The sequence below is a fragment of the Paraburkholderia sp. RL17-383-BIF-A genome, from assembly GCF_046028015.1.
GTDB lineage: Bacteria > Pseudomonadota > Gammaproteobacteria > Burkholderiales > Burkholderiaceae > Paraburkholderia.
In genome coordinates this window covers 28,962-52,164 of the sequence record NZ_JARESR010000045.1, presented here as the reverse complement: position 1 = coordinate 52,164, position 23,203 = coordinate 28,962, and the positions used below count along the sequence as shown (strand labels likewise).

Below are 23,203 nucleotides of genomic sequence, written 5' to 3'. Positions count from 1 at the left end.
TCGTGATGCTGCACGCACTGGACTTCCTCGATTTCCCGGACGTGATCCAGATGGCGCGTGAGCATGGTGAAAAGGTGCGTCAGGGGCTGGCTTTGAAGAAGGCCGGCAACGAGTTGGTGCAAGTGCTTGGCTGGCGCGATATACATCCCGCGCTGAACTTGCGCCCAACGGCGGCGCAGCGCCGTTCATACGCTTGAGAGTGAGGCTGAATCATTCGACGATGCCGCTCGAGTTGCGTTTGGGCGAGCCCCGCATACGCCGACGCACGCCGTTTCACCCTCCGCCGCGCTGGCGAATACTTGCCACTTTTTGTCCAGTCCCCCGTTGCCGTTCATACTGTATGGATGTACAGTCTTGTGCGTGGGCCCGTCACGGCGAGCAATTCTTGAGTGGGAAGCGAAAGCGCTTCAACGGCAATGGCGTGCGCGCCGGGTGGCGACGCTTTCGCCTGCGGCCCAGCCATACCTTGCGAGTTCCGGGGCTTGCCTTAGCAAGGCGATCGTGCGACCTCGCATAGTCGAGTGGTCTGAGTCGATCAGGCGCTCAGGCAAGCCCGCACAATGAACGGAGATTCATCTACATGCCGGCTTTATCTGGTCAGAAATCCCATGCCTGAACAACTCTGGCTGCCTGGCCTCGAGGCGCCGCCAACACCGACAGACGGCCTGTTTTTCGCTGTCTTTCCTGACGCCAATACGGCGGCGAGTATTTCGAAGCTCGCACAACAGCTTTGCGGGGAGAGCCGCGCGCGCAGCAAACCGCTCGCGGCGGCCCGTCTGCACGTTACCTTGCAGCACCTCGGAAATTTCGCGGGCGGTTTGCCTCAGGCGCGGGTCGAGGCGGCCATGAAAGCTGCCTCGTTGGTCAGGATGGAGCCGTTCAGCGTCGAATTCGATACGGTGGTGAGCTTTGCATCCAAGCCACGACCGGGGCCGTTAGTGTTGGGCGGGGGCGAGGGCGTGAACGGTCTGCATCGGCTGCACGACGCTTTATGCCGCGCGTTGCAAGACGCAGGGTGCGGGGAGCATGCCATGTCAGCCGCGGTGGACTATACGCCGCACGTCACACTGGCGTATGGCATGCCTTGGGCCGCTGCGCGTCCGGTTGAACCGCTGTGCTGGAACGTGCGCGAATTCGCGTTGATGCACAGTTTGCTCGGGCGTACGCGGCACGTCATGCTGGCTCGATGGCCATTGGCGGATGCACGCCCATAATGCACGGCGCCGCAGTTGATGCCGACGTGTCCAGGCGCGACGGCTCAGAAACGCATGCCGGTCGTGCAGCCACCGGCGAAGCCGCCGCTGCCGCCTGCGCCACCGCAGAACACGCCGCAGCCGGATAGCACGAGCGATATCATCACGGCGGCCAGCGCTGCGCGCAGGGGTGCCCGGGATATGCGTTTGCACAGGGGGAGAGGGTGTGCGGCTATGGCAGTCTCGAACGTGATGGCGGCGTGGTTTCGGCTTGGGTAAGTCATTCCGGATTGCATATCGGCGGTGGTTTTGAGAGGCCACGAGCAAAGGCGCGAACTGCGCGGTCCGTTGAAAGTTTTCTGTCAGGTTTTAGCGCGGGAGCGGGCGGCACGCGGCGTGGCGGCGAACCCTTGAGCCTAGCGTCCGGCCGTGTGCTCTCGAATGACGAAAAATCTGAAAACGTAGGGGGTTTCGTCGGTTGCGGAGCCGGAACGAGCGTGCGCTGCCTGATAGAATGCTTGGGCCGCAACGTAGTGGATCGCAGATGAGATTGCTTGATGCATTAGTCGAACAGCGTATTGCCGCCGCCGCCGCGCGCGGGGAGTTCGACGAGTCACCCGGCGCGGGTGCGCCGCTATCCTTGGGCGACGACGCTCTGGTTCCTGAAGAGGTACGCGTCGCCAACCGGATTTTGAAGAATGCGGGCTTTGTGCCGCCCGCTGTCGAGCAGTTGCGCGCGTTGCGCGACCTGCAAGCGGAGTTGAATGCCGTGAGCGACCAGGCTACCCGCTGCCGTCTGCAGGCGCGCATGCTTGCGCTCGACATGGCGCTTGAATCGCTGCGCGGCGGCCCGCTGGTTTTGCCGCGCGAATACTGCCGGCGTATTGCCGAACGGCTGTCCGAACGCGTCGGCAGCCTGAATGCGGCAGATGCGGGTTCGCCGTGAGCGAGCCGCTAGCTCATTCCATCGTGCCGGATGCGGATTCTTTCCATTCTCACGAAGTGCCGAATACGATGAGTTCTCAAGCCTTGGCGGGTGGTGTCGCCGGATCGGCCGCGACGGATTCTGGCTCTGCCGCCGTATTGCCGGATGCTGAGCTCTCGCCCGGCGATTCACCCGCAACTCCCGTTGTCTCCGAGCGCGATCGCCGCTTCATGGCGCTCGCCCAGGCTGCCGCCGAAGAGGCGCGTGCTGCCGGTGAAGTGCCCGTCGGCGCAGTGCTCGTGCGAGGCGACGAAGTCATCGCCAAAGGTTTCAATCACCCAATCGGTGCGCACGACCCGTCGGCGCATGCGGAAATGGCCGCGCTGCGTGCGGCGGCGCAGGCCGTCGAAAACTACCGTCTGCCGGGTTGCGAGCTTTACGTGACGCTCGAACCTTGCCTGATGTGCGCCGGCGCGATCATGCACGCGCGCATCGCTCGTGTCGTCTTCGGCGCGCGCGATCCGAAAACCGGCGCGTGCGGTAGTGTCGTGGATGCTTTCGCTAATCCGCAGTTGAATCATCACACCACGGTGACCGGCGGCGTGCTCGAAAGCGAATGCGGCGCCGCGCTCAAATCGTTCTTTGCCGAGCGGCGGCGCGCCAGCCGCGAAGCGCGCGCTTCGGCACGTGGCGAAGCGGGCAATGAATCGGACAGCAAATCGGGCAACTCATCGGGCCACGAAGCGGGCAACGAAGCGGGCAACGAAGCGGGCAACGAAGCGGGCAACGAAGCGGGCAACGAAGCGGGCCCGGCCGAGGCGCTCTGAAACTACAACGTCAAACAAGGTCTTGCTCATGAGCGTCCATCGCACCATCGAACTGATCGCGCCGTCCGGGTATCCGCATGATCCGGAGGTGCTGCATCGCGCGCTGCAGCGTTTTCATGCCCAGGGCCATCGCATCGAGGGCGCGGAAGCGGCGCGGCGTCGCTACCTGCGCTTCGCCGGCACCGACGGCCAGCGCGCTGCCGATCTGAACCGGCTCGCCGACCCGTCGCGTGAGTTGCCGGATATCGTGCTGGCCGTGCGCGGCGGCTACGGTGCGGTGCGCATTCTGCACGGACTCGACTACGAAGGGCTGCAACGGCGGCTGACCGATCAGCCGGTTGCCCTCGTGGGGCATAGCGATTTCACCGCGATCCAGCTTGCGTTGCTGGCGCGTGCAGGAGTGAAAACTTTCGGCGGTCCGATGGTGATGAGTGATTTCGGGGCGGAGGAACTCAGCGAGTTCACCATGCAGCACTTCTGGTCCGCGTTGACGAAGCCGACCATGACGGTCTCGAGCAACACGCCGCAGGCACAGCCAGTAGATGTCTCGGGCATGTTGTGGGGCGGCAACCTGGCGGTGCTCGTGTCGCTGATCGGCACGCCGTACATGCCGCCGGTGAGTGGCGGAATCCTGTTTATCGAAGACGTCAACGAACAACCGTTCCGGGTCGAGCGGATGATTTATCAGTTGCACCTGTCCGGCATCCTCGCGCAGCAGCAGGCACTCGTGCTTGGCGATTTCTCCGGCGCCAAATCCTACGACTACGACAATGGTTACGACTTGCACTCGGTGATCGAGCAGGCGAGGTCGGTGATCGGCATTCCGATCGTGACAGGGCTGCAATTCGGCCATGTTCGCAACATGCTGACGCTGCCGGTGGGCGCGGACGCGCATCTCGTTGCCAACGCACAGGGATTCGAACTGAGCTTGTCGGGCTATCCGTATCTCGCGTGAGCGGACGTGCGAGCGAAGCGGGCCATTGCCCGCTTTATTTCTACTCCAGTAACGCAACTAACGGCCTGTGTTTTGGAATCGACCACGAGCGGAACGACCCGTGAAGGTCCATCGGTTTTGTTGACAAAACCCGCCCTCAACAGACGGCGTCCTTTCAGTCTAATTAAACTTATACATAGCCTGTATCAAGGCTTTTGCACCGACCCGGAAGCCCGTCAGCCTTCCCTTGCCGTGAAAATTGTCAAAATTAAAATCAAAAATTGTTGACAATCTTTATGTCCATCCTAAGATGACCAACATACCGAGACGCACATCATGTCCGACGCAGACCCTACCGCCGCCAATAGTTCGAAACCTGAAGTGATCGCCGAGCGCATCCGCGCCGCGATCCTCGAGCATCGGCTTGCGCCGGGCGCCAAGCTGACCGAAGCGCAGTTGTGCGAAGTATTCGGCGTGAAGCGCGGCCCGATCCGGCAGGCGCTGACGCAACTCGCGACGGACCACCTCGTCGATCTCGAACCGAATCGCGGCGCGTTCGTGGCGAGCCCCTCGCTACAGGAAGTGCATGAGGTGTTCGAGATGCGCCGCATCATCGAACTGGCGGTGGTGGAAAAGATTTGCAGCGGTCACGGCATGCGGCGCTTGAAGAGCATTGGCAGCATGATCGGCCGGGAACGCAAAGCGTTCGAAACACGTGATTTTCCGGCGTGGATTCGCCTGTCGGGCGAGTTTCACACCGAATTGGCAGGACTGACCGGCAACACGGTGTTGTGCGATTGCCTGAACGGGCTGGTGGCGCGCTCCACGCTGATTTCCGCGTTGTATGAGTCGCTCGGACGCAGCCCATGCTCGTTCGAGGACCACGAAGCCATACTCGCCGCGCTCGACGCCGGCGATGCAAAAGAGGCGGCGGCACTCATGTCGCGCCATTTGCAAAGCGTCGAACTGAAGATGCTGGACCGCCCGGCGCGTGGTGCGGCCGATCTGCGGGAAGTGTTCGGCGCCCTCAACGGTGCGCCCAGAGAATGACCCGCGACAATGTCCGCGCCATGCTGAGGCAGGCGGCCGGCGTGCGCGCCTGACTGGTGCGCGCCGCACTGAATTGAACTGAACGAATCAAGTGTTGCAAGGCGGCTCGACGTGAGCGCTGCCGGCTTGCGCACGCGTGTCCGTCGGGCGACGGACATCGAGTAGCAGCAACGCAACGCCGGCGCTCCGCGGCTGCTGACGGTGCGATAACCACAAGTACTTCAGTACGGAGATATCCGCGGCACGGCAAACCAGGCGGCTCGCCTGTGCTCTGTCCCAAACGGGCAAAGCGCGCGCGACTGGCATGGCCGATGCATCGTCCTTCGATTCGCTATCGATGGTCCCTATCCCAAGGAGGAATCATGGCTCAGTTCAGTGCAGCGCCCGGCAATCCCGCAATTCCCACTTACGCAGACGGCGGCGCAACCGGCGATCCGTCAATGCCCGCAGGCTACAGCGAACGGCTCTATAACGAAGACCTCGCGCCGTTGCGCCACCAAACCTGGGGCGCGTACAACATTTTTGCGTTCTGGATGTCCGACGTGCACAGCGTCGGCGGCTATGTGTTCGCGGGCAGCCTGTTCGCGCTCGGGCTGACGAGCTGGCAGGTGCTGATCGCGTTGCTGGTCGGCATTACGATCGTGAACCTGTTGTGCAACCTGATCGCCAAGCCTAGCCAGGCGAACGGCGTGCCTTATCCGGTCGCGTGCCGTGCGACCTTCGGCGTGCTCGGCGCGAATATTCCCGCGGTGATTCGCGGCCTGATCGCGGTCGCGTGGTACGGCATTCAGACTTATCTGGCGTCGAGCGCGCTGGTGATCGTGGTGTTGAAGTTCGTTCCCCAATTGCTGCCGTATGCCGATGTCCATCATCACGGCTTCATGGGCCTGTCGACGCTCGGCTGGGCCGGTTTCATGCTGCTGTGGGTCCTGCAGGCACTCGTGTTCTGGCACGGCATGGAGACCATCAAGAAGTTCATCGACTTCGCCGGCCCGGCCGTCTACGTGGTGATGTTCATTCTCGCGGGCTACATGGTGTATCGCGCGGGATGGCGCAACATCGGCATCAACCTGGGCGGCGTCAAATATCACGGCATGGAAGTCGTGCCGGTGATGATCACGGCGACTTCGCTGGTGGTGTCGTACTTCTCCGGACCGATGCTTAACTTCGGCGACTTTTCGCGCTACGGCAAGAGCTTTCGCAGCGTGCAGCGTGGCAACTTCTGGGGGCTGCCGGTCAACTTTCTGGCCTTCTCGCTGGTGACGGTGATCACGACCGCTGCCACGCTGCCGGTATTCGGCCAGCTGATCACGGACCCGGTTGAAACCGTGGGCCGCATCGATTATCCGACCGCGGTGATTCTCGGCGCGCTGACCTTCACGATCGCGACGATCGGCATCAACATCGTCGCCAATTTCGTCTCGCCGGCATTCGACTTCTCCAACGTCGCGCCGCGGCTGATCAGCTGGCGCGCGGGCGGCATGCTCGCAGCGGTGGCGTCGATTTTCATTACGCCGTGGAATCTGTTCAACAACCCCGCCGTGATCCACTACACCCTCGATGTTCTCGGCAGCTTCATCGGACCTTTGTACGGTGTCCTGATCGTCGATTACTATCTCGTGAAGCGTCAGAAAATCGTGCTCGACGATCTGTACACGGTTGCGCCCACCGGTTCGTACTGGTATCGCAACGGCGTGAACTATCGGGCAGTCGCTGCGTTGCTGCCGGCTGCCGTGATCGCCGTGATCTGTGTGATGGTGCCCGCGCTCGACGGCATGGCGAATTTCTCGTGGTTCATTGGCGCCGGCCTCGCCGCGCTGTTCTATCGCGTGATTGCACGCTGAATCGCACGCTGAATTGTGCAGATGCAACAGGAGTGGATATGCGCATCAAACTGATCAACCCGAATACGACCCAGCGCATGACGGAAGCAATGGGCCGCTGCGCGCGCGAAGTCGCCGCGCCGGGCACTGAAGTCATCGCGGTGAATCCGACCATGGGGCCGCCGTCGATCGAAGGCTATTACGACGAAGCGCTGGCGACGCCAGGCCTGCTGGCCGAGGTTGCGGCCGGCGAGCGCGAAGGCTGCGACGGTTACGTGATTGCCTGCTTCGGCGATCCGGGTCTCTACGCGGCACGCGAGTTGGCGCGGGGTCCGGTGATCGGCATCGCCGAGGCGGCGATGCACGCGGCCAGCGTGCTGGCGCCTGGCTTCTCCGTGGTGACCACGCTGGCGCGCACCTGCGGCATGGCGTGGCACCTCGCCGAGCGCTACGGCATGAAGCGGTTTTGCCGCAACGTTCGCGCCACCGACGTCGCCGTCCTCGACCTCGACAAGCCTGGCTCGGCGGCGCGCCGCATCATTCTCGACGAATGCCGGCGCGCGCTTGCCGAGGACGGCTCGGACGCGATCGTGCTCGGCTGCGCGGGTATGGCCGAACTGTGCGCGGAGATCGAGGACGCGCTCGGCGCGCCGGTGATCGAAGGCGTGACAGCAGCGGTGAAATGGACCGAGGCGCTGGTCTCGCTGCGTCTTTCGACCGCCAAACGCGGCGACTATGCGCGGCCGCTGGCCAAGCGCTACGACGGCGCGCTGGCATCGTTCAGTCCGGTCGACTCCGATCCGAACCCGCGTGCGCCGCGCGGATCTACCGAAGTTTCCTTGGCAAATGCGCCGGAAAATGCAGGAACGTCCGATTTGGTGCGGGTAAACACTACGGAACCGGGCCGGCACATACATTCAGTGTGACACGCACTATCTGCCCCGGTGTATGGGCGCACCGGGGCGTTTTCGCTACACTGGTCCAACTCGGCGCGGGGTGCCTGAAAGGTTTTTTGTGTTGCTTCAGGCGCTGTTTCCGGTGTTTATTCGGCCGCGCCCACCCCACGTGCATACACGTGAGTTCCACGCGAATTTTACGTAACGTCACCACGCATTCGTCAAACCATGCCACTCGACCCGAACTACCCACGCGATCTGATCGGCTACGGCCGCCACCCGGTGCAGGCCAACTGGCCGGGGCGAGCGCGTGTCGCGGTGCAATTCGTTCTGAATTACGAAGAGGGCGGTGAAAACTGCGTGCTGCACGGCGATCCTGGCTCGGAGCAGTTCCTGTCGGAAATCGTCGGCGCCGCGGCTTATCCGGCTCGCCACATGAGCATGGAGTCGATCTACGAATACGGCTCGCGCGCGGGCGTCTGGCGCATTCTGCGCGAATTCGAAAAGCGCGGCCTGCCGCTCACGGTGTTCGGCGTTGGCATGGCGATCGAACGGCATCCGGAACTGGCGCGCGCGTTCGTGGAACTCGGTCATGAGATTGCCTGCCACGGCTATCGCTGGATTCACTATCAGGACGTGTCGCCGGAGAAAGAAGCGGAGCACATGCGTCTCGGCATGGAAGCGATCGAACGCGTGACGGGCGAGCGTCCGCTTGGCTGGTACACCGGCCGTGACAGTCCCAATACGCATCGTCTGGTCGCCGAATACGGCGGATTCCTGTACGACTCCGATTACTATGGCGACGACCTGCCGTTCTGGATGGACGTGGACGTTACCGGTGGCACGACAGTGCCGCAATTGATCGTGCCGTACACGCTCGACACCAACGACATGCGCTTTGCAAGCCCGCAAGGCTTCAACACCGCAGACCACTTCTTCACGTACCTGCGCGATGCATTCGACGTGCTCTACGAAGAGGGCGACGAAGCGCCGAAGATGCTTTCCATCGGCATGCATTGCCGTCTGCTCGGGCGCCCTGGGCGTTTTCGCGCGCTGCAACGTTTTCTCGACCATATCGAACAGCACGATCGCGTGTGGGTGACGCGGCGCGTCGATATTGCGCGCCACTGGCGCGAACATCACCCTTACCAACAAGACAACCGCGGGGCAGCGGCATGAAGGCGATGCAATACACTCTGGACCAACTCAACAGCATCTCGACCGAAGCGTTCGTGGCAACGCTGTCGGGTATTTTCGAGCACTCGCCGTGGGTCGCGGAAATCGCCGCGCAGCAACGGCCTTTCGCCAGTATCGACGAGTTGCATCGCAAGATGTCGAACATCGTCGAAACGGCCGGTGAAGAGAAGCAACTGGCGCTGATCAATGCTCACCCGGAACTCGCCGGCAAGGCCGCGGTGCGCGGCGAACTGACCGCCGAATCCACGCGCGAGCAGAGCGGCGCCGGCCTCGCGCAATGCACGCAGGAAGAGTTCGACAAGCTGCTCGCGCTGAACGCCGCTTATCGCGAGAAGTTCGGTTTTCCATTCATCCTCGCCGTGCGCGGTTATGACCGTCACGGCATCATCGCGAACTTCGAAGCGCGCGTGAACAATAGCCGCGCCGAAGAACTGCGCGCGAGCCTCGATCAGATCTACCGCATCGCACGTTTCAGGCTCGACGACCTGATCGACGCATAAGGCTTAACCACGCGTCGCGGACCTCGAACCGAAACGTTTTTTCAGCACTGGCAAATATCAAGGAAGACAAAAATGGCACTCCCGATTCTCGACCCCAACGCACCGGAATTCACGCGCCGCTATGTGAACCTGGCGGACCCGCGTCTGGGCGCGCAGGCGCTCGAGGCCAGCGACGATTTCTTCGCACCGAAGGAGCGCATGCTGAATCCGGAGCCGGCCGTTTTCATTCCGGGCAAATACGACGACAACGGCAAGTGGATGGACGGCTGGGAAACCCGCCGCAAGCGCGCCAACGGCTATGACTGGTGCGTCGTGAAGCTGGCTCGTCCGGGCGTGATCAAGGGGTTGGATCTCGACACCAGCCACTTCACGGGTAATTTCCCGCCGGCGGCGTCGGTGGAAGCCGCGCGCGTGGTGGACGGCGCGCCGAACCAGTCGACGCAATGGACCGAAATCGTGCCGTCGACCACGTTGCAAGGCAATAGCCATCACTATCACGAAGTCAGCGACACGAACGCTTACACCCACCTGCGCGTGAACATTTATCCGGACGGCGGCATTGCGCGTCTGCGGGTGTATGGTCAGCCGCAAGTCGATTGGGCCGGCGCGAGCCGCACGGAGCAGTTCGATCTGGCGGCGATGGAGAATGGCGCCTATCTCGTCGCGGCGAACAACCAGCACTTCGGCGCAGCGTCGACGATCCTGATGCCGGGCCGTGGCGTGAACATGGGTGACGGCTGGGAAACGCGCCGCCGTCGTGAGCCGGGTAACGACTGGGCGATCGTCGCGCTGGCGCAACCGGGCGTGATCAGGAAAATCGAAGTCGATACGGCGCACTTCAAGGGTAACTTTCCGGACCGCTGCTCGATTCAAGCCGCGTATGTCACGGGTGGCACGGACAGCTCGCTGATCACGCAAGCCATGTTCTGGCCGGTGCTGCTCGGCGAACAGAAACTGAAGATGGACAACCAGCACTATTTCGAAAGCGAGATCGCGGCACTGGGTCCGGTGACGCACGTGCGCTTCAATATCATTCCGGACGGTGGCGTGTCGCGCCTGCGCCTGTGGGGCACGCTCGCATCATGAAAACGCTCGCGATCGAACCGTTGACGAAAGAAGCGTTCGCCGCATTCGGCGACGTGATTGAACTCGAAGGCGCGAAGCAGATCCCGATCAACCTCGGCACGACGATCCGCTATCACGATCTCGCGAAAGTGGATGTCGCCGACGAGAACGGCCGTACGCTCGTGAACCTGTTTCGCGGGCAACCGCGCACGCTGCCGTTCGAAGTGAAGATGCTCGAGCGGCACCCGCTCGGCAGCCAGGCGTTCGTCCCGCTAAACGACAAAGCGTATCTGGTGGTCGTGGCGCCGGCAGGTGAGCTGGACGTGTCGAAGATTCGTGCTTTCGTGACGAGCGGCTGGCAGGGCGTGAACTATGCGAAGGGCGTGTGGCATCATCCGCTGATCGCGTTGGGTGAGGTGAGCGACTTTATCGTCGTCGATCGCGGCGGGGATGGACTCAATCTCAATGAGCAGGATCTCTCGGAGTCGTTGTGGCTCACGGAAGATGCGTTGAGCGCGGTGGCGGTTTGAGGTTTACCGCTACGGCGTAGCGAGCAGGTTGATTTGAAAGAACCCACAGCATTACCAGTGCTGTGGGTTTTTTGTTTTTGTGGCGAACTACAACACTAGCGCGACGCCGTCGTTGCGCGTTTAGCTACGTTTGGCGAGAAGCGGCGAATACCCGATTACTTGGCGCACGCATTGCGCCGGGGCAGGCGCGCAAAATTCTGCGGCGCCTATAGCCGGTTTAAGCCGCTCGAATTGCAGGCTCTTCTTCGGCGAGCGCAAAGACGCCATGCCATCGACTCAGGCGTGAAGCTTCTGCTTCCCGGCGGTGTGCCATTGCAACCCAATAAACAACATATATCCTCGACGCCGTACGCCGGCACTCCCAGTGCGTCGATGTCGAAGCGTTCGATGCGCGACGCCGAGCCGCTCCAGCACGCGCATGGAATAGAACTCGTTGAAGCCGCGAACCGGCGTGTTGTCGTCCGAGCCCGTGACGATGCGGCTCGTCACGGAGAAACCGACACCAGCCGGCCAATGAAAAGCGGGCTTTCCGCTCACGCGAAAAGCCCGCTTCAAGGTCGCTCGATTCTTCGTGACGCCGGGCAGCATGCCCGGCCAGTGGTTACTTCACCGCACCACCTTCAAACCACGCGGCGATCTTCATCCGCTCGTCGTCGGTCATATGCGTCACGTTGCCAAGCGGCATGGCCTTCAACGTCACGGCTTGCTGATAGATCCGTTGCGCGTTCTGCGAGATCTCATCCGGCGTATCCAGCAGCACGCCGGCAGGAGCGCTCCCCATCATCGTCGGATGCGCGGAGTGGCAAGCCACGCAGCGCTGTTGCAGAACCGGTGCGATATCGGCCACCTTCACCGTCGGCGCGTTGGCGGCTTGCGCTTGCGGCACGATCGGCTTCGGCATGGTCCAGAAGAGCGCGCCGAACATCAACGCGATACCCACCAGCGGCAGATACCACAGCACCTGGCCACGGTGGCGCATCACGAAGAACTGACGAATCAGCGCGCCAGCCAGCATGATGACCAGCAGCACAGCCCAGTTGTACGGATGCGTGTAGGTCATCGCGTAGTGGTTCGACAGCATCGCGAACACCACCGGCAACGTGAAATACGTGTTGTGCACCGAGCGCTGCTTGCCGCGCTTGCCGTAGATCGGGTTCGGCGTGTCGCCCTTGAGCATGGCGTCGACCATCTTGCGCTGGCCCGGAATGATCACGAAGAACACGTTCGCCGACATGATGGTCGCCAGCATCGCGCCCATGATCAGGTAAGCCGCGCGGCCCGCGAAAATATGGCACGCGAGCCATGCCGCGATCAGCACATACACGCCGACGCAGATGCCCAGCACCTTATCCCTGTTACCGAGGATGCGGCACAGCGAGTCGTACACGATCCAGCCGGCGGCGAGGAAGCCGAGCGCCGCGGCCACAGCGACCACCGGGCCCATATCCAGCACGTTCTTGTCGATCAGGTAAGTGCTCGGCGAGAACAGATACAGCACGGTGAAAAGACCAAAGCCCGACAGCCACGTGGTGTACGAGGGCCACTTCGACCAGTGCAGATCGTCGGGCATTTCCGGCGGCGCGACGGTGTACTTCTGCATGTTGTAGAAGCCGCCGCCGTGCACGTGCCACAACTCGCCGAACACGCCGCGTTTGCGCTGGTTCGGGTCCGTTGGCGGTTTCAGGCTGTTGTCGAGCGCGACGAAATAGAACGATTCGCCGATCCATGCAATCGCGGCGATGACGTGGAACCAGCGAATCGCCAGATTCAACCAGTCTGTGATAAAGCCTTCCATGAAACTCCTCCACTTCTGATTCGTTGTACACGCAACGACGTTGGGTGCCTTTCTGAACCCGGCGAGCGGGTTGTCGGCAGACAAAACGTCGCTGCGCAGACTGCGGGGTGCCCACAAGGGGCCATCTTTCGGTGCCAGGCCCTGAGGACGAAAGACGCGGTGCGCTCAGTTCGCACGCGCCGTTTTTTATTGGCTCGTCGGGTCGGATCGGGTTCGCTGGAACCGCATGTGTTCGATTGCGTTTCGCGGGTACTCGCGTGAGTCTGTGCGAGCATCTGCGCAATGCAATCGAGCGCGATCGGCAGGTGGCGCGAACTCGACCTCGATTTCCCAACACCTCGTGGCAGATATCTCCTTAGCTGCCGCGATAGGTGCTGTACGACCACGGCGACACCAGCAACGGCACGTGATAGTGCGCGCCGGCATCGGCCACGCCGAAGCGCAGCACGACACGATCGACGAAACGCGGCTCCGGAACCTTCGTGCCGATCGACGCGAAGTAGTCGCCGGCGCCGAACACGAGTTCGTATTCGCCCGCGACTAGCGCGTCGCCTTCGAGCAGCGGCTGGTCGCAACGACCGTCGTCATTGGTGGTGGTGGTTTTGAGCGCGCGGCGCGTATCGCCTGAGAGCGCGAAGAGTTCGACCTTGATGCCCGCGCCGGGACGGCCGTTCGCGGTGTCGAGCACATGGGTAGTGAGCTTTCCCATTCGCAATTTTCCTTATGTGAATGCGAGGTTTCGGCGGCAGCCCGATCCAGATACGTTTGCGGCGGATCGAGGCTCCACGTCAGTGGCTACATACCCGTCGGCGAATTGAAGCGAGCGCCGTGGCAGCCATTGTAAAAAGGTTGTTCCGTTCAGCGCGCGCGAGATAGGAAAGATAATAGCTGGCGCATGACAGACAGCCTGCTGAAAGCCATAACGAGCGGGTTTTCCCGACCTTTACGCTGCATTTGTCTTACCGGCGGATCGTACCGGCGCCAAAAAAGGCCCACTATATCGGCAGCGTGAGGTTGGGTATCGCATTGGCGTGAGTTGTCAGCATTATTTTGGCCGTCGAAGGTTACGTCTGTGCGTTGCAGCAAACAGGAATCGATGACGAACCAGCCGCAACGCACCCCGAAGACGGCGGAAACACGCTGGGTAACCGGGCCAACGGCGTTCGACGGGACGCGGCGGCACGGTGGCGTGCCGTCACATCGCGTTCGAACGGCTTTGCACGGAAGCAATGAAGCGGAGAAACGAATGACGATGGAACAGACGGCCAATCAAACGAATAAGCCGAAGAAAACGATGCTGGTCAAGCACGCAGACGTGCTGGTTACGATGGACGGCGACCGGCGCGAACTGCGCGACGGCGGCCTGTATATCGAAGACAACCGCATCGTCGCGGTCGGCCCGACGGCGGAACTGCCGCAAGCCGCCGACGAAGTGCTGGATATGCGCGGGCATCTGGTGATTCCGGGTCTGGTGAACACGCACCACCACATGTATCAAAGTCTGACGCGCGCGATTCCTGCCGCGCAGAACGCCGAGTTGTTCGGCTGGCTGACCAACCTCTACAAGGTGTGGGCGAACCTCACGCCGGAGATGATCGAAGTCTCGACGCTCACAGCCATGGCCGAGCTGTTGCTGTCCGGTTGCACGACTTCGAGCGACCATTTGTATATCTATCCGAACGGCAGCCGGCTCGACGACAGCATCGCCGCAGCGCGCCGGATCGGTATGCGTTTTCACGCGGCGCGCGGCAGCATGAGCGTGGGGCAGAAAGACGGCGGACTGCCGCCGGATTCGGTGGTGGAACGTGAAGCGGACATTCTGAAGGATACGCAGCGTCTGATCGAGACGTACCACGACGAAGGCCGTTACGCGATGTTGCGTGTGGTGGTCGCGCCGTGCTCGCCGTTCTCGGTGAGCCGCGATCTGATGCGCGAATCGGCGGTCATGGCGCGGCAGTACGGCGTGTCGATGCATACGCACCTGGCGGAGAACGTCAACGACATCGCGTATAGCCGCGAGAAGTTCGGTATGACGCCGGCGGAGTATGCGGAAGACCTCGGCTGGGTCGGTCACGATGTGTGGCACGCGCACTGCGTGCAACTCGACGACGCGGGCATCGAACTGTTCGCGCGCACCGGCACTGGCGTCGCGCATTGTCCGTGTTCGAACATGCGGCTCGCGTCGGGCATCGCGCCGGTCAAGCGCATGCGTTTGGCGGGCGTGCCGGTGGGCCTGGGTGTCGACGGTTCAGCGTCGAACGACGGTGCGCAGATGGTCGCCGAAGTGCGTCAGGCGCTGCTGCTGCAGCGGGTCGGCTTCGGGCCGGATGCGATGACCGCGCGTGAAGCCTTGGAGATTGCGACGCTCGGCGGCGCGAAGGTGCTCAACCGCGACGATATCGGCGCGCTGGCGCCAGGCATGGCGGCGGACTTCGTATCGTTCGACCTGCGCCAGCCGCTCTTTGCGGGCGCGTTGCATGACCCGGTCGCGGCGCTGGTGTTCTGCGCGCCGTCGCAGGTGAGCTACAGCGTGATCGGCGGCAAGGTGGTCGTGAAGGAAGGGCAATTGACGACGCTGGAACTCGGGCCGGTCATCGAGCAGCACAACCGGTTGGCGAAGACGCTTTACGAAGCGGCGGCGTAACGAGAAGAGAGAACGAAGAAGCAAGCACCATGAAGGCAAGGCTGCCGGCGGCGACACACGCGGCCGCCGGTAACCGGCAAAACAACTGATTAAGGCTTGTCGATCAACGTCTTGGTCGCTTCGGCGACCAGACTGCGCAGCCAGCGCACTTCGTCGGAGTAATGCACGCGCTCGTGCCACAGCTGGTAATACTGCATCGGCGGGAAATCGAGCGGTGCGGGCACGACGGTGAGCGGCAGGAACTTGGCGTAGTAATCGGCAAAGAGGCGCGTCGTCGTAAAGATCAGGTCGGACTTGATCAGCACGTACGGCGCCAGATTGAAGTACGGCAAGGTCACGACCACATGACGCTTTAACCGCTCGCGCGCGAGGTGCACGTCGATCGCGCCGCGCTGGCCCACCGAATAAGGAGTAGGCGCGAGATGCGGAGCGTTCAGGTACTGGTCGAGCGTGAGCCCGCCGCGTTTGGCGAAGGGATGCGTGTTGCTCATCAGGCAGACGATCTGATCGACGAACAGGTTCGACAGGTGCAACTGCTCCGGCGGCTCCGGCCAGTTGCCGACCACGATGTCGAGCTTGCCGTCTTCGAGCGCGAGTTCGTAGTCGAAGGCCGGCCCGAGCGAATGAAACTCGAGCGTCGCGTTCGGCGCGGCCTGGCGAAAGCGTTCGACCACCGTGGGCACGAACAGCACGTTCAGGTAGTCCGGGCAGCCGATCCGGTAGCAGCGGATGGAAGTGGCCGGATCGAAGTTGTGCTGCTGGAACTTGATGCGTTCGATCTCGCGCAGCGCGTTCTGCACCGGTTCGAGCAGGCGCAGACCGTATTCCGTCGGCACCATGCCGGATTTGCCGCGTACCAGCAGCGGGTCGCCGGTGATGTCGCGCAAACGGCGCAGCGCCGCGCTGATGGCGGGTTGCGATTGATTCAGTTTGACGGCCGCGCGCGTGACGCTGCGTTCCATCAACAGGGTATGCAAGACGCGTAATAGATATGTATCGATCGCCTCGCGTTGCTGACTCATGACTTCTCCGAAATATATGTTCTGGCTGATCGAGCTGGCGTGGGGGTATATGACTTTTAATATGAACACAAAGCCGCGTCAAGAGTGGGATACCCGCAGAGCACGCTGCGGCGCGGGTTTGCGGGAATTTTGATGGCTCGACTGACTGGGTCGAATTAGGTATTGTCATCCGGTTGTGGTGACGGATCGTCTGCCGGCACGGTGGGCGGATGCGCTGAAACCGGCAGTCACTGACGTACTACGGAATCACATGAGCGACTCTTCTTATAGCGACGGCGCCGCCGCGCAGCCGGCACACAGGCCGGAACAGACGGCGCCCCGGTTGGTGCTCCAGGGCATCACCAAACAATATCCGGCCGTGCGAGCCAACGACGACGTCACGTTGATCGTCGCGCCGGGCGAAATCCATGCTGTGCTCGGCGAGAATGGCGCCGGCAAAAGCACGCTGATGAAAATCATCTACGGCGCGGTGCGGCCCGACGCCGGCGAGATCCGCTGGGAAGGCCAGGTGGTGGAGATTGGCAGTCCGGCAGCGGCGCGCAAGCTGGGTGTCGGCATGGTGTTCCAGCACTTTTCGCTGTTCGAGACGCTCACGGTCGGCGAAAACATCGCGCTCGCACTCGACGAACCCTTCGATCTGAAGACGCTCTCGAAGCGTATCCGCGAAGTCTCCGCCGACTACGGCCTCGATATCGACCCGCAGCGTCACGTGCATAGCCTGACCGTGGGCGAGCGGCAACGCGTCGAGATCGTGCGCTGCCTGCTGCAGAACCCGCGTCTGCTGATCATGGACGAACCGACTTCGGTGCTGACACCGCAAGCGGTCCGCAAGCTGTTCGAGACGCTGCGACGCCTCGCCGCCGAAGGCTGCAGCATCCTGTACATCAGCCACAAGCTCGACGAAATCCAGGAACTGTGCGACACCGCGACGGTGATGCGCGGCGGCCGCGTGACCGGTCATGTGAAGCCGAAGGGCGAAACCCACGCGTCGCTCGCGCAATTGATGGTCGGTCATTCGCTGCCGGATTACACGCGTCGCGAGCACAATCCGGGCGCGGTGCTGCTCGACGTGAAGCAGCTCTCGGTGGAAAGCGACGACCCGTTCGGCACCTCGCTGCGTGAGGTGTCGTTCAGCGTGCATGCGGGCGAAATATTCGGCATCGCCGGCGTCTCGGGCAACGGACAGGCGGAATTGCTATCGGCCCTGTCGGGCGAAAAGCGGGGCGTGCGCGCCGACGCCGTCACGATTTGCGGCAAGGCGGCAGGGCGCCTCGGCGCGGGCGGGCGGCGCGCGCTCGGCTTCGGCTTCGTGCCGGAAGAGCGCCTCGGCCGCGGCGCGGTGCCGGCCATGACGCTGTCGGAAAACGCGCTGCTCACCGCGCATCGTCAGCAGATGGTGAGCTCGGGCTGGATCAAGGCGGGCGCGATGCGGGCGTTTGCGAAACGCTGCATCGAGGCGTTCGACGTGCGCTGCGGCGGCTCCGAAGCGCTCGCGCAAAGTCTTTCTGGCGGCAACCTGCAGAAGTACATCATGGGCCGCGAGATTCTGCAGGCGCCCAAGGTGCTAGTGGTCGCGCAACCGACGTGGGGCGTCGACGTCGGCGCGGCGGCGTTCATTCGCCAGCAACTGCTCGACCTGTCGGCGCGCGGCGTGGCGATCCTGGTGATCTCGGAGGAGTTGGAAGAGTTGTTCGACATCTGCGATCGCATTGCGGTGCTCGCCGGCGGCAGACTCTCGCCGGTGCGCGCCACGGGGGCGACCAATGCCGAGGAAATCGGCCGCTGGATGGCGGGCCTGTTCGGCGACCGCGAAGGCGCGGCGCCATCCGCGGAACAGCCGGCGCACGCCTGATCCGACGTCTGCCGCGCACGCGCGGCAGGTCGCCTGGCATGAGAACCAGAACCATAAGCAGAACCCAGATAAGCACACGCTACCCATGATCCTTCCGTATCGACTCGAAGCACGCACGACGCCCTCGCGCACCATGCAGCTCGCCGTGCCGCTGATCGCCGCGTTGCTCACGCTCGCGATCGGCTTTCTGATCTTCAGCCTCGTCGGCCGTGATCCGTTGCAGGCCATGCACGCGTTTTTCATCGAGCCGCTCTCCAGCGTGAACGGCTGGTCCGAGCTGCTGCTCAAGGCGTCGCCGCTGTGCCTGATCGGCCTCGGGCTTGCCATCGGCTATCGCGCCAATGTGTGGAACATCGGCGCCGAAGGGCAGATGTTGCTCGGCGGCATCGCCGCGAGCGGCGTCGCAATCTATTTCGATCAGGCCACCGGCTGGTGGATTTTGCCGACGATGATGATCGCCGGCGTGCTCGGCGGCATGGCGTGGGCGGCGATTCCGGCGCTGCTCAAGAGCCGCTTCAACACCAACGAGATTCTCGTCAGCCTGATGCTCACCTATGTGGCCACGCAACTGCTGATCTATCTGGTGAGCGGCCCGTGGCGCGACCCGCAAGGCATGAACTTCCCGCTCTCGGAGATGTTCAGCGGCGACGCGCTCTATCCGACTTTCTCCGGCGACTGGCACATCAAATGGCTGCGCGGCACGCGCCTGAACGCCTCGGTATTCGTCACGCTGATCGCGATTCCGCTCGTGTGGGTCTTCATGCGCAAAAGCTTCGCGGGCTACCGCATGAACGTCGGCGGTCTCGCGCCGCTCGCCGCGCGCTACGCCGGCTTCTCCGACAAGAAAACCATCTGGACTTCGCTGCTGATCAGCGGCGGCCTCGCGGGCCTCGCCGGCATGGGGGAGATCGCCGGCCCGATCGGACAATTGCAGGCCACGTGGTCGCCGGGTTACGGCTTCACGGCGATCATCGTCGTGTTCGTGGGACGGTTGCATCCGCTCGGCATCGTGCTCGCGAGCCTGCTGATGGCGTTGCTGTATCTCGGCGGCGAAGCGGTGCAGACCTCGATGCAACTGCCGCAGGCGCTTTCCGGCGTGTTCCAAGGGCTGTTGCTGTTCTGCCTGCTGGGTGCCGACCTGTTCGTGAACTACCGTGTGCGCCGCCGCTCCCTGGCCGCCCAGGTTCACTGACCGGTTCGCCAATATTCGCTCATTGCTCACTGATTTTTGCGCCGGATCTCCATGGACATTCAACAAGCCAGCTCGCTCACTTCGAGCGCCGTCACCGCCGCGATTCCGCTGATGTTCGCGGGCGCGGGCGAACTCGTCACCGAAAAATCGGGCGTCCTCAACCTCGGCGTCGAAGGCATGATGCTGATGGGCGCGGTGACCGGCTACGCGGTCACCGCGATCACCGGCAACCCGTGGCTCGGCGTGCTCGCCGCGATCGGCGCCGGTCTCGCGATGTCGCTGCTGTTCGCCTTTCTCACGCTCACCATGCTCGCCAACCAGGTCGCCACCGGCCTCTCGCTGACCATCTTCGGCATTGGTCTTTCGGCGTATGTCGGTAAGCCCTACACGTCGGCCGCGGTGCGCGCGACCATCGACACGTGGACCATTCCCGGCCTCTCGAAGATTCCGGTGCTCGGGCCCGCGTTCTTCAGCCTCACGCCGCTCGATTACCTCGCGTTCCTGATGTTCGCGGTGATCGGCTGGTTCCTGTACCGTACCCGCGCGGGTCTCGTGCTGCGCTCGGTCGGCGAGTCGCCGCAAGTTGCGCACTCGGTGGGCTTTCCAGTGGTCGGCGTGCGCTACGGCGCGGTGGCTTTCGGCGGCGGCATGGCCGGGCTCGCGGGCGGCTATTATTCGATCGTCAATCTGCACCTGTGGCAGGAGCAGCTCACTTCGGGCCGCGGCTGGATCGCGCTCGCATTGGTCGTGTTCGCGACGTGGCGCCCGGGGCGCCTGCTGATCGGCGCGCTGTTGTTCGGCGCCGTGACCGGCCTGCAGTTCTACGCCCAGGCGATCGGCGTGCCGGTGCCGACGCAATTCCTCGCGATGCTGCCTTACGTCGCGACGGTCGTCGTGCTGGTGCTGATCTCGCGCAATCCGAACACGATTCGTCTGAATGCGCCCGCATCGCTGGGCAAACCGTTTTTCTCGGCGGGCTGACCGACCATCGACCCGACGTTTCACATCATTCGACAAACACGACAGGAGAAAACATGAAGAGAAGAAATCTGCTGACCGCTTTCGCATGGGGCGCGGCCTCGCTCGCGCTCGCCGCGCCGCTCGCGCAAAGCGCGCAGGCCACCGATGCGCCGGGCGTCGCGTTCGTCTACCTCGGCAATCCGGGCGATGCCGGCTGGACCTTCGCGCACGACCAGGGCTCGAAGGAAGCGGAAGCGAAGTTCGGCAGCAAGGTCAAGATCACGCGCATTGAAAACGTGCCTGAGTCGGCCGACTCCGAGCGCGTGTTCCGCGATCTGGCGAATAAGGGCAACAAGATCATCATCGGTTCGAGCTTCGGCTATCAGGACTTTGAACTGAAGGTCGCGAAGGACTTTCCGGACACCGTTTTCCTGCACGCAACCGGCTACAAGAAGGCGCCGAACTTCGGCACCTATGACGTGCGCATGTACCAGGGCGCTTACCTCGCGGGCGTCGCCGCGGGTTACGTGACGAAGACCAACACGCTCGGCTTCGTGGCTTCGGTGCCGATTCCGGAAGTGATCCGCAACATCAACGCGTACACGCTCGGCGCGCGTTCGGTGAACCCGAAGGTGCATACCAAGGTCATCTGGATCAACAGCTGGTTCGATCCGGGCAAGGAAAAGCAGGCGGCTGAAACGCTGATCGGCCAGGGCGCCGACGTGCTGCTGCAAAACACCGATTCGAGCGCCACGCTCGCCACGGCGTCGGCCAAGCACGTGCACGCGTTCGGCTGGGATTCGGATATGAAGAAGTTCGGTCCCGACGCGCACCTCGGTTCGGTGGTCGCGCACTGGGGCGTGTACTACAACGCGGCGATCCAGCAGGTGCTGGACGGCAAGTGGAAGAACGATCCAGTATGGTGGGGCATTCCGCAGAAGGCCGTCAACCTCGAAGATCTGAACACGTCCGCGATTCCGGCTGACGCGCAGAAGCAGGTTTCGGCCAAGCGCGACGAACTGGCGGGCGGCAAGTGGGACGTGTTCACCGGCCCGATCAAGGACCAGTCCGGCGCGGTGAAGGTGCCGGCCGGCAAGACGCTGACCGATCCGGAACTGCAACGCCTGAACTGGTACGTCGAAGGCGTGGACGGGTCGCTGCCGAAGTAACTGCGTTCGTGGCGTAGCGGCGTCAGCAAGCGGCGCCAGAAGGTCGACCAGGCGGCGGTCTCAGCAACCGCTGCTCTAGAGCGCTGCGTCCGGTTCGGACGCAGCTTTTTTTTACTTCGGATTTTTCCCGCCGGACATTGCCGGCTCTCGCCGGCCTTACGTCAGTCGATGCGCAAGCCGACCTTGATCGTCACCTGCCAGTAAGCCACCTTGTCGTTTTCGATCTGGCCCCGAGTCTCCGTCACTTCGAACCAGTGCAGATTGCGCAGCGTTTTCGACGCTTTGGCAATGGCTGTGCTGATGGCGTCGTCGATCGATTTGGTCGACGAGCCGGTCAGTTCGATCTGTTTGTAGACGTGTTCTGACATGAACTTCCTCCTTTGATCTTCGTTGGTGTTCAAAAAGTATAGGCAACGCCAGCGCCGCGAACGGCCCTCGCTCGAGCAAGTCAATCCGCACATGCCGTGCCCGCTATACCGCGGCCAGACGCGGCCGTTATCATGTCCGCGCAACTCAATCTGAAATCCGACGAGGTTCGAAAGTGGAAATTGGTTTTTGCGGTCCCGGTTTGATGGGCGCGCCGATGATCCGGCATCTGCTGCGCGCGGGGCATACCGTGCATGTCTGGAATCGCACGCGTGCCAAGGCGGAAGCGCTGCTGGCGGACGGCGCTCGGGTGGTCGACACGCCGCGCGAACTCGCGGCACGGTGTGAGGCGGTGCTGCTGTGTGTCGCTGACGCGGCCGCGGTCGAAGAAACCGTTTTCGGCGCGTCGGGCCTTTTGAGCGGGGATGCGCCGGTAGCGGGCCGTTTGCGCTGGATCGTCGATCACTCCAGCATTCCGCCGGCCGCGACGCGCGCTCTCGCGCAGCGTGCGGCGGCGCTGACGGCGGTTCGCACGGCCGGAAGTGTGGACGGGGGCGCAGGTATGGGCGAGGACGCGGGTGTGGGCGACGGCGCACGTGGAGCAAGGGACGCCGGTACAGGCGCACGTGCAGGTGCAGACCCACGCACAGGCGCTCGCGAGAACACCGGCGCCGGCGCGAACCCGAACGCGGTCGAAAGTGCGGCGGCCGGCAGCATCGGCTGGATCGACGCGCCGGTTTCAGGCGGCGTGGCCGGCGCCACCGCCGGCACGCTGGCCATCATGGCAGGCGGCGCCGCGGCGGACATCGAGGCCGTCAAACCGCTGCTCGGCGCCTACGCGTCGCGTGTCACGCATATGGGCGAAGTCGGCGCCGGCCAGACCGCCAAACTGTGCAATCAGACCATCGTCACGGCAACGCTGGCGGCGATCGCCGAGGCGGTCAGCCTCGCGCAGCGCAGCGGGCTCGACGCCTCCCGGCTGACCGAAGGTCTCGCCGGCGGCTGGGCCGATTCGGTGCTGCTGCAGATTTTCGTGCCGCGCATGACGCAAAGCGGCCTCGCACCGATCGGCGCGTTCCGGACCTTTCAAAAGGACATCGACACGGTGGCGGCGACCGCGTACGAGACTGGCACGCCGATGCCGGTCTCGTCGACGGTCCAGCAATTGCTGCGGCTGGGAGCGGCGATGGGTCTCGGCGAGGCCGACCTGTCGGCCTTCATCGACGTTTTGCAGACGCCGCGCGGTATCCAAAGCCAGTAGCG

23 protein-coding genes are annotated in these 23,203 nt (G+C 63.0%); 18 read left to right on the top strand and 5 right to left on the bottom strand.

Annotated elements, in window-relative coordinates; translation table 11 throughout:
• Nucleotides 1-5 precede the first annotated feature (5 nt).
• The 12 genes from P0D71_RS32925 (at nt 6) to P0D71_RS32870 (ending at nt 10,940) form a co-directional block, all read left to right on the top strand.
• A complete protein-coding gene (locus P0D71_RS32925) occupies nt 6-197 on the top strand; it encodes a hypothetical protein (protein WP_408483610.1) in 192 nt (63 codons plus the stop codon).
• A gap of 411 nt (nt 198-608) precedes the next feature.
• Entirely contained in the window at nt 609-1,214 is a 606-nt protein-coding gene (locus P0D71_RS32920; protein WP_408187226.1) for a 2'-5' RNA ligase family protein, read from the top strand.
• 523 nt (nt 1,215-1,737) lie between these two features.
• Complete coding sequence (locus tag P0D71_RS32915) at nt 1,738-2,139, top strand: DnaJ family domain-containing protein (protein ID WP_408483609.1); 402 nt, start codon at nt 1,738-1,740, stop codon at nt 2,137-2,139.
• 68 nt (nt 2,140-2,207) lie between these two features.
• Nucleotides 2,208-2,945 (top strand): tRNA adenosine(34) deaminase TadA, encoded by a 738-nt coding sequence (tadA, locus tag P0D71_RS32910; protein WP_408483608.1) that lies wholly within the window; start codon nt 2,208-2,210, stop codon nt 2,943-2,945.
• 28 nt (nt 2,946-2,973) lie between these two features.
• On the top strand, nt 2,974-3,900 hold the full coding sequence (gene ldcA / locus P0D71_RS32905) for a muramoyltetrapeptide carboxypeptidase (RefSeq protein WP_091793621.1): 927 nt from the start codon (nt 2,974-2,976) through the stop codon (nt 3,898-3,900).
• Between the two features lie 315 nt (nt 3,901-4,215).
• Complete coding sequence (locus P0D71_RS32900; RefSeq protein WP_408187228.1) at nt 4,216-4,929, top strand: GntR family transcriptional regulator; 714 nt, start codon at nt 4,216-4,218, stop codon at nt 4,927-4,929.
• A gap of 362 nt (nt 4,930-5,291) precedes the next feature.
• Nucleotides 5,292-6,773, top strand: a complete 1,482-nt coding sequence (locus P0D71_RS32895) for an NCS1 family nucleobase:cation symporter-1 (protein WP_408353184.1) — start codon at nt 5,292-5,294, stop codon at nt 6,771-6,773.
• A 38-nt stretch (nt 6,774-6,811) separates the two neighbouring features.
• On the top strand, nt 6,812-7,678 hold the full coding sequence (locus P0D71_RS32890) for an aspartate/glutamate racemase family protein (RefSeq protein ID WP_408483607.1): 867 nt from the start codon (nt 6,812-6,814) through the stop codon (nt 7,676-7,678).
• A gap of 198 nt (nt 7,679-7,876) precedes the next feature.
• A complete protein-coding gene (gene puuE / locus P0D71_RS32885; protein ID WP_091793631.1) occupies nt 7,877-8,827 on the top strand; it encodes an allantoinase PuuE in 951 nt (316 codons plus the stop codon).
• Nucleotides 8,824-9,345 (top strand): 2-oxo-4-hydroxy-4-carboxy-5-ureidoimidazoline decarboxylase, encoded by a 522-nt coding sequence (uraD, locus tag P0D71_RS32880; RefSeq protein ID WP_091793633.1) that lies wholly within the window; start codon nt 8,824-8,826, stop codon nt 9,343-9,345. The genes puuE and uraD overlap by 4 nt, the downstream gene beginning before the upstream one ends.
• A gap of 72 nt (nt 9,346-9,417) precedes the next feature.
• Nucleotides 9,418-10,431, top strand: coding sequence for an allantoicase (alc, locus tag P0D71_RS32875; protein WP_408187232.1), 1,014 nt, complete (start codon nt 9,418-9,420; stop codon nt 10,429-10,431).
• Nucleotides 10,428-10,940 carry an ureidoglycolate lyase gene (locus P0D71_RS32870; protein WP_408483606.1) on the top strand — a complete coding sequence of 171 codons (513 nt, stop codon included), beginning with the start codon at nt 10,428-10,430 and terminating at the stop codon, nt 10,938-10,940. Before alc ends, P0D71_RS32870 begins: the two co-directional genes overlap by 4 nt.
• Before the next feature lie 276 nt (nt 10,941-11,216).
• On the opposite strand, the gene P0D71_RS32865 is transcribed toward P0D71_RS32870, so the two are convergent.
• The 3 genes from P0D71_RS32865 to uraH all read right to left on the bottom strand — a co-directional run bounded on the left by P0D71_RS32865 (nt 11,217) and on the right by uraH (nt 13,444).
• A complete protein-coding gene (locus P0D71_RS32865; protein WP_408483605.1) occupies nt 11,217-11,495 on the bottom strand; it encodes a hypothetical protein in 279 nt (92 codons plus the stop codon).
• 46 nt (nt 11,496-11,541) lie between these two features.
• Entirely contained in the window at nt 11,542-12,735 is a 1,194-nt protein-coding gene (locus P0D71_RS32860) for a urate hydroxylase PuuD (RefSeq protein WP_408483604.1), read from the bottom strand.
• A 355-nt stretch (nt 12,736-13,090) separates the two neighbouring features.
• A complete protein-coding gene (gene uraH / locus P0D71_RS32855) occupies nt 13,091-13,444 on the bottom strand; it encodes a hydroxyisourate hydrolase (protein WP_012433320.1) in 354 nt (117 codons plus the stop codon).
• Between the two features lie 537 nt (nt 13,445-13,981).
• Between uraH and P0D71_RS32850 the strand changes: the two genes are divergently transcribed.
• Nucleotides 13,982-15,379 (top strand): 8-oxoguanine deaminase, encoded by a 1,398-nt coding sequence (locus P0D71_RS32850; protein ID WP_408483603.1) that lies wholly within the window; start codon nt 13,982-13,984, stop codon nt 15,377-15,379.
• 89 nt (nt 15,380-15,468) lie between these two features.
• Here P0D71_RS32850 and P0D71_RS32845 read toward each other — a convergent pair whose 3' ends face one another.
• Nucleotides 15,469-16,401, bottom strand: coding sequence for a LysR substrate-binding domain-containing protein (locus P0D71_RS32845; protein WP_074764203.1), 933 nt, complete (start codon nt 16,399-16,401; stop codon nt 15,469-15,471).
• Nucleotides 16,402-16,651: 250 nt separating this feature from the next.
• On the opposite strand from P0D71_RS32845, the gene P0D71_RS32840 reads away from it, so the two are divergent.
• The 4 genes from P0D71_RS32840 (at nt 16,652) to P0D71_RS32825 (ending at nt 21,574) form a co-directional block, all read left to right on the top strand.
• A complete protein-coding gene (locus tag P0D71_RS32840; protein ID WP_408483602.1) occupies nt 16,652-18,253 on the top strand; it encodes an ABC transporter ATP-binding protein in 1,602 nt (533 codons plus the stop codon).
• Between the two features lie 85 nt (nt 18,254-18,338).
• A complete protein-coding gene (locus tag P0D71_RS32835) occupies nt 18,339-19,445 on the top strand; it encodes an ABC transporter permease (RefSeq protein ID WP_091793646.1) in 1,107 nt (368 codons plus the stop codon).
• Between the two features lie 51 nt (nt 19,446-19,496).
• Nucleotides 19,497-20,426 (top strand): ABC transporter permease, encoded by a 930-nt coding sequence (locus P0D71_RS32830; protein ID WP_091793648.1) that lies wholly within the window; start codon nt 19,497-19,499, stop codon nt 20,424-20,426.
• Nucleotides 20,427-20,479: 53 nt separating this feature from the next.
• The gene (locus P0D71_RS32825) at nt 20,480-21,574 is read left to right on the top strand and encodes a BMP family ABC transporter substrate-binding protein (protein ID WP_408483601.1); all 1,095 of its coding nucleotides are present in this window, start codon (nt 20,480-20,482) and stop codon (nt 21,572-21,574) included.
• A gap of 161 nt (nt 21,575-21,735) precedes the next feature.
• On the opposite strand, the gene P0D71_RS32820 is transcribed toward P0D71_RS32825, so the two are convergent.
• A complete protein-coding gene (locus tag P0D71_RS32820) occupies nt 21,736-21,942 on the bottom strand; it encodes a dodecin (protein WP_091793652.1) in 207 nt (68 codons plus the stop codon).
• Between the two features lie 173 nt (nt 21,943-22,115).
• On the opposite strand from P0D71_RS32820, the gene P0D71_RS32815 reads away from it, so the two are divergent.
• Nucleotides 22,116-23,201, top strand: a complete 1,086-nt coding sequence (locus P0D71_RS32815; protein ID WP_408483600.1) for an NAD(P)-dependent oxidoreductase — start codon at nt 22,116-22,118, stop codon at nt 23,199-23,201.
• The last annotated feature ends 2 nt before the right edge of the window (nt 23,202-23,203 follow it).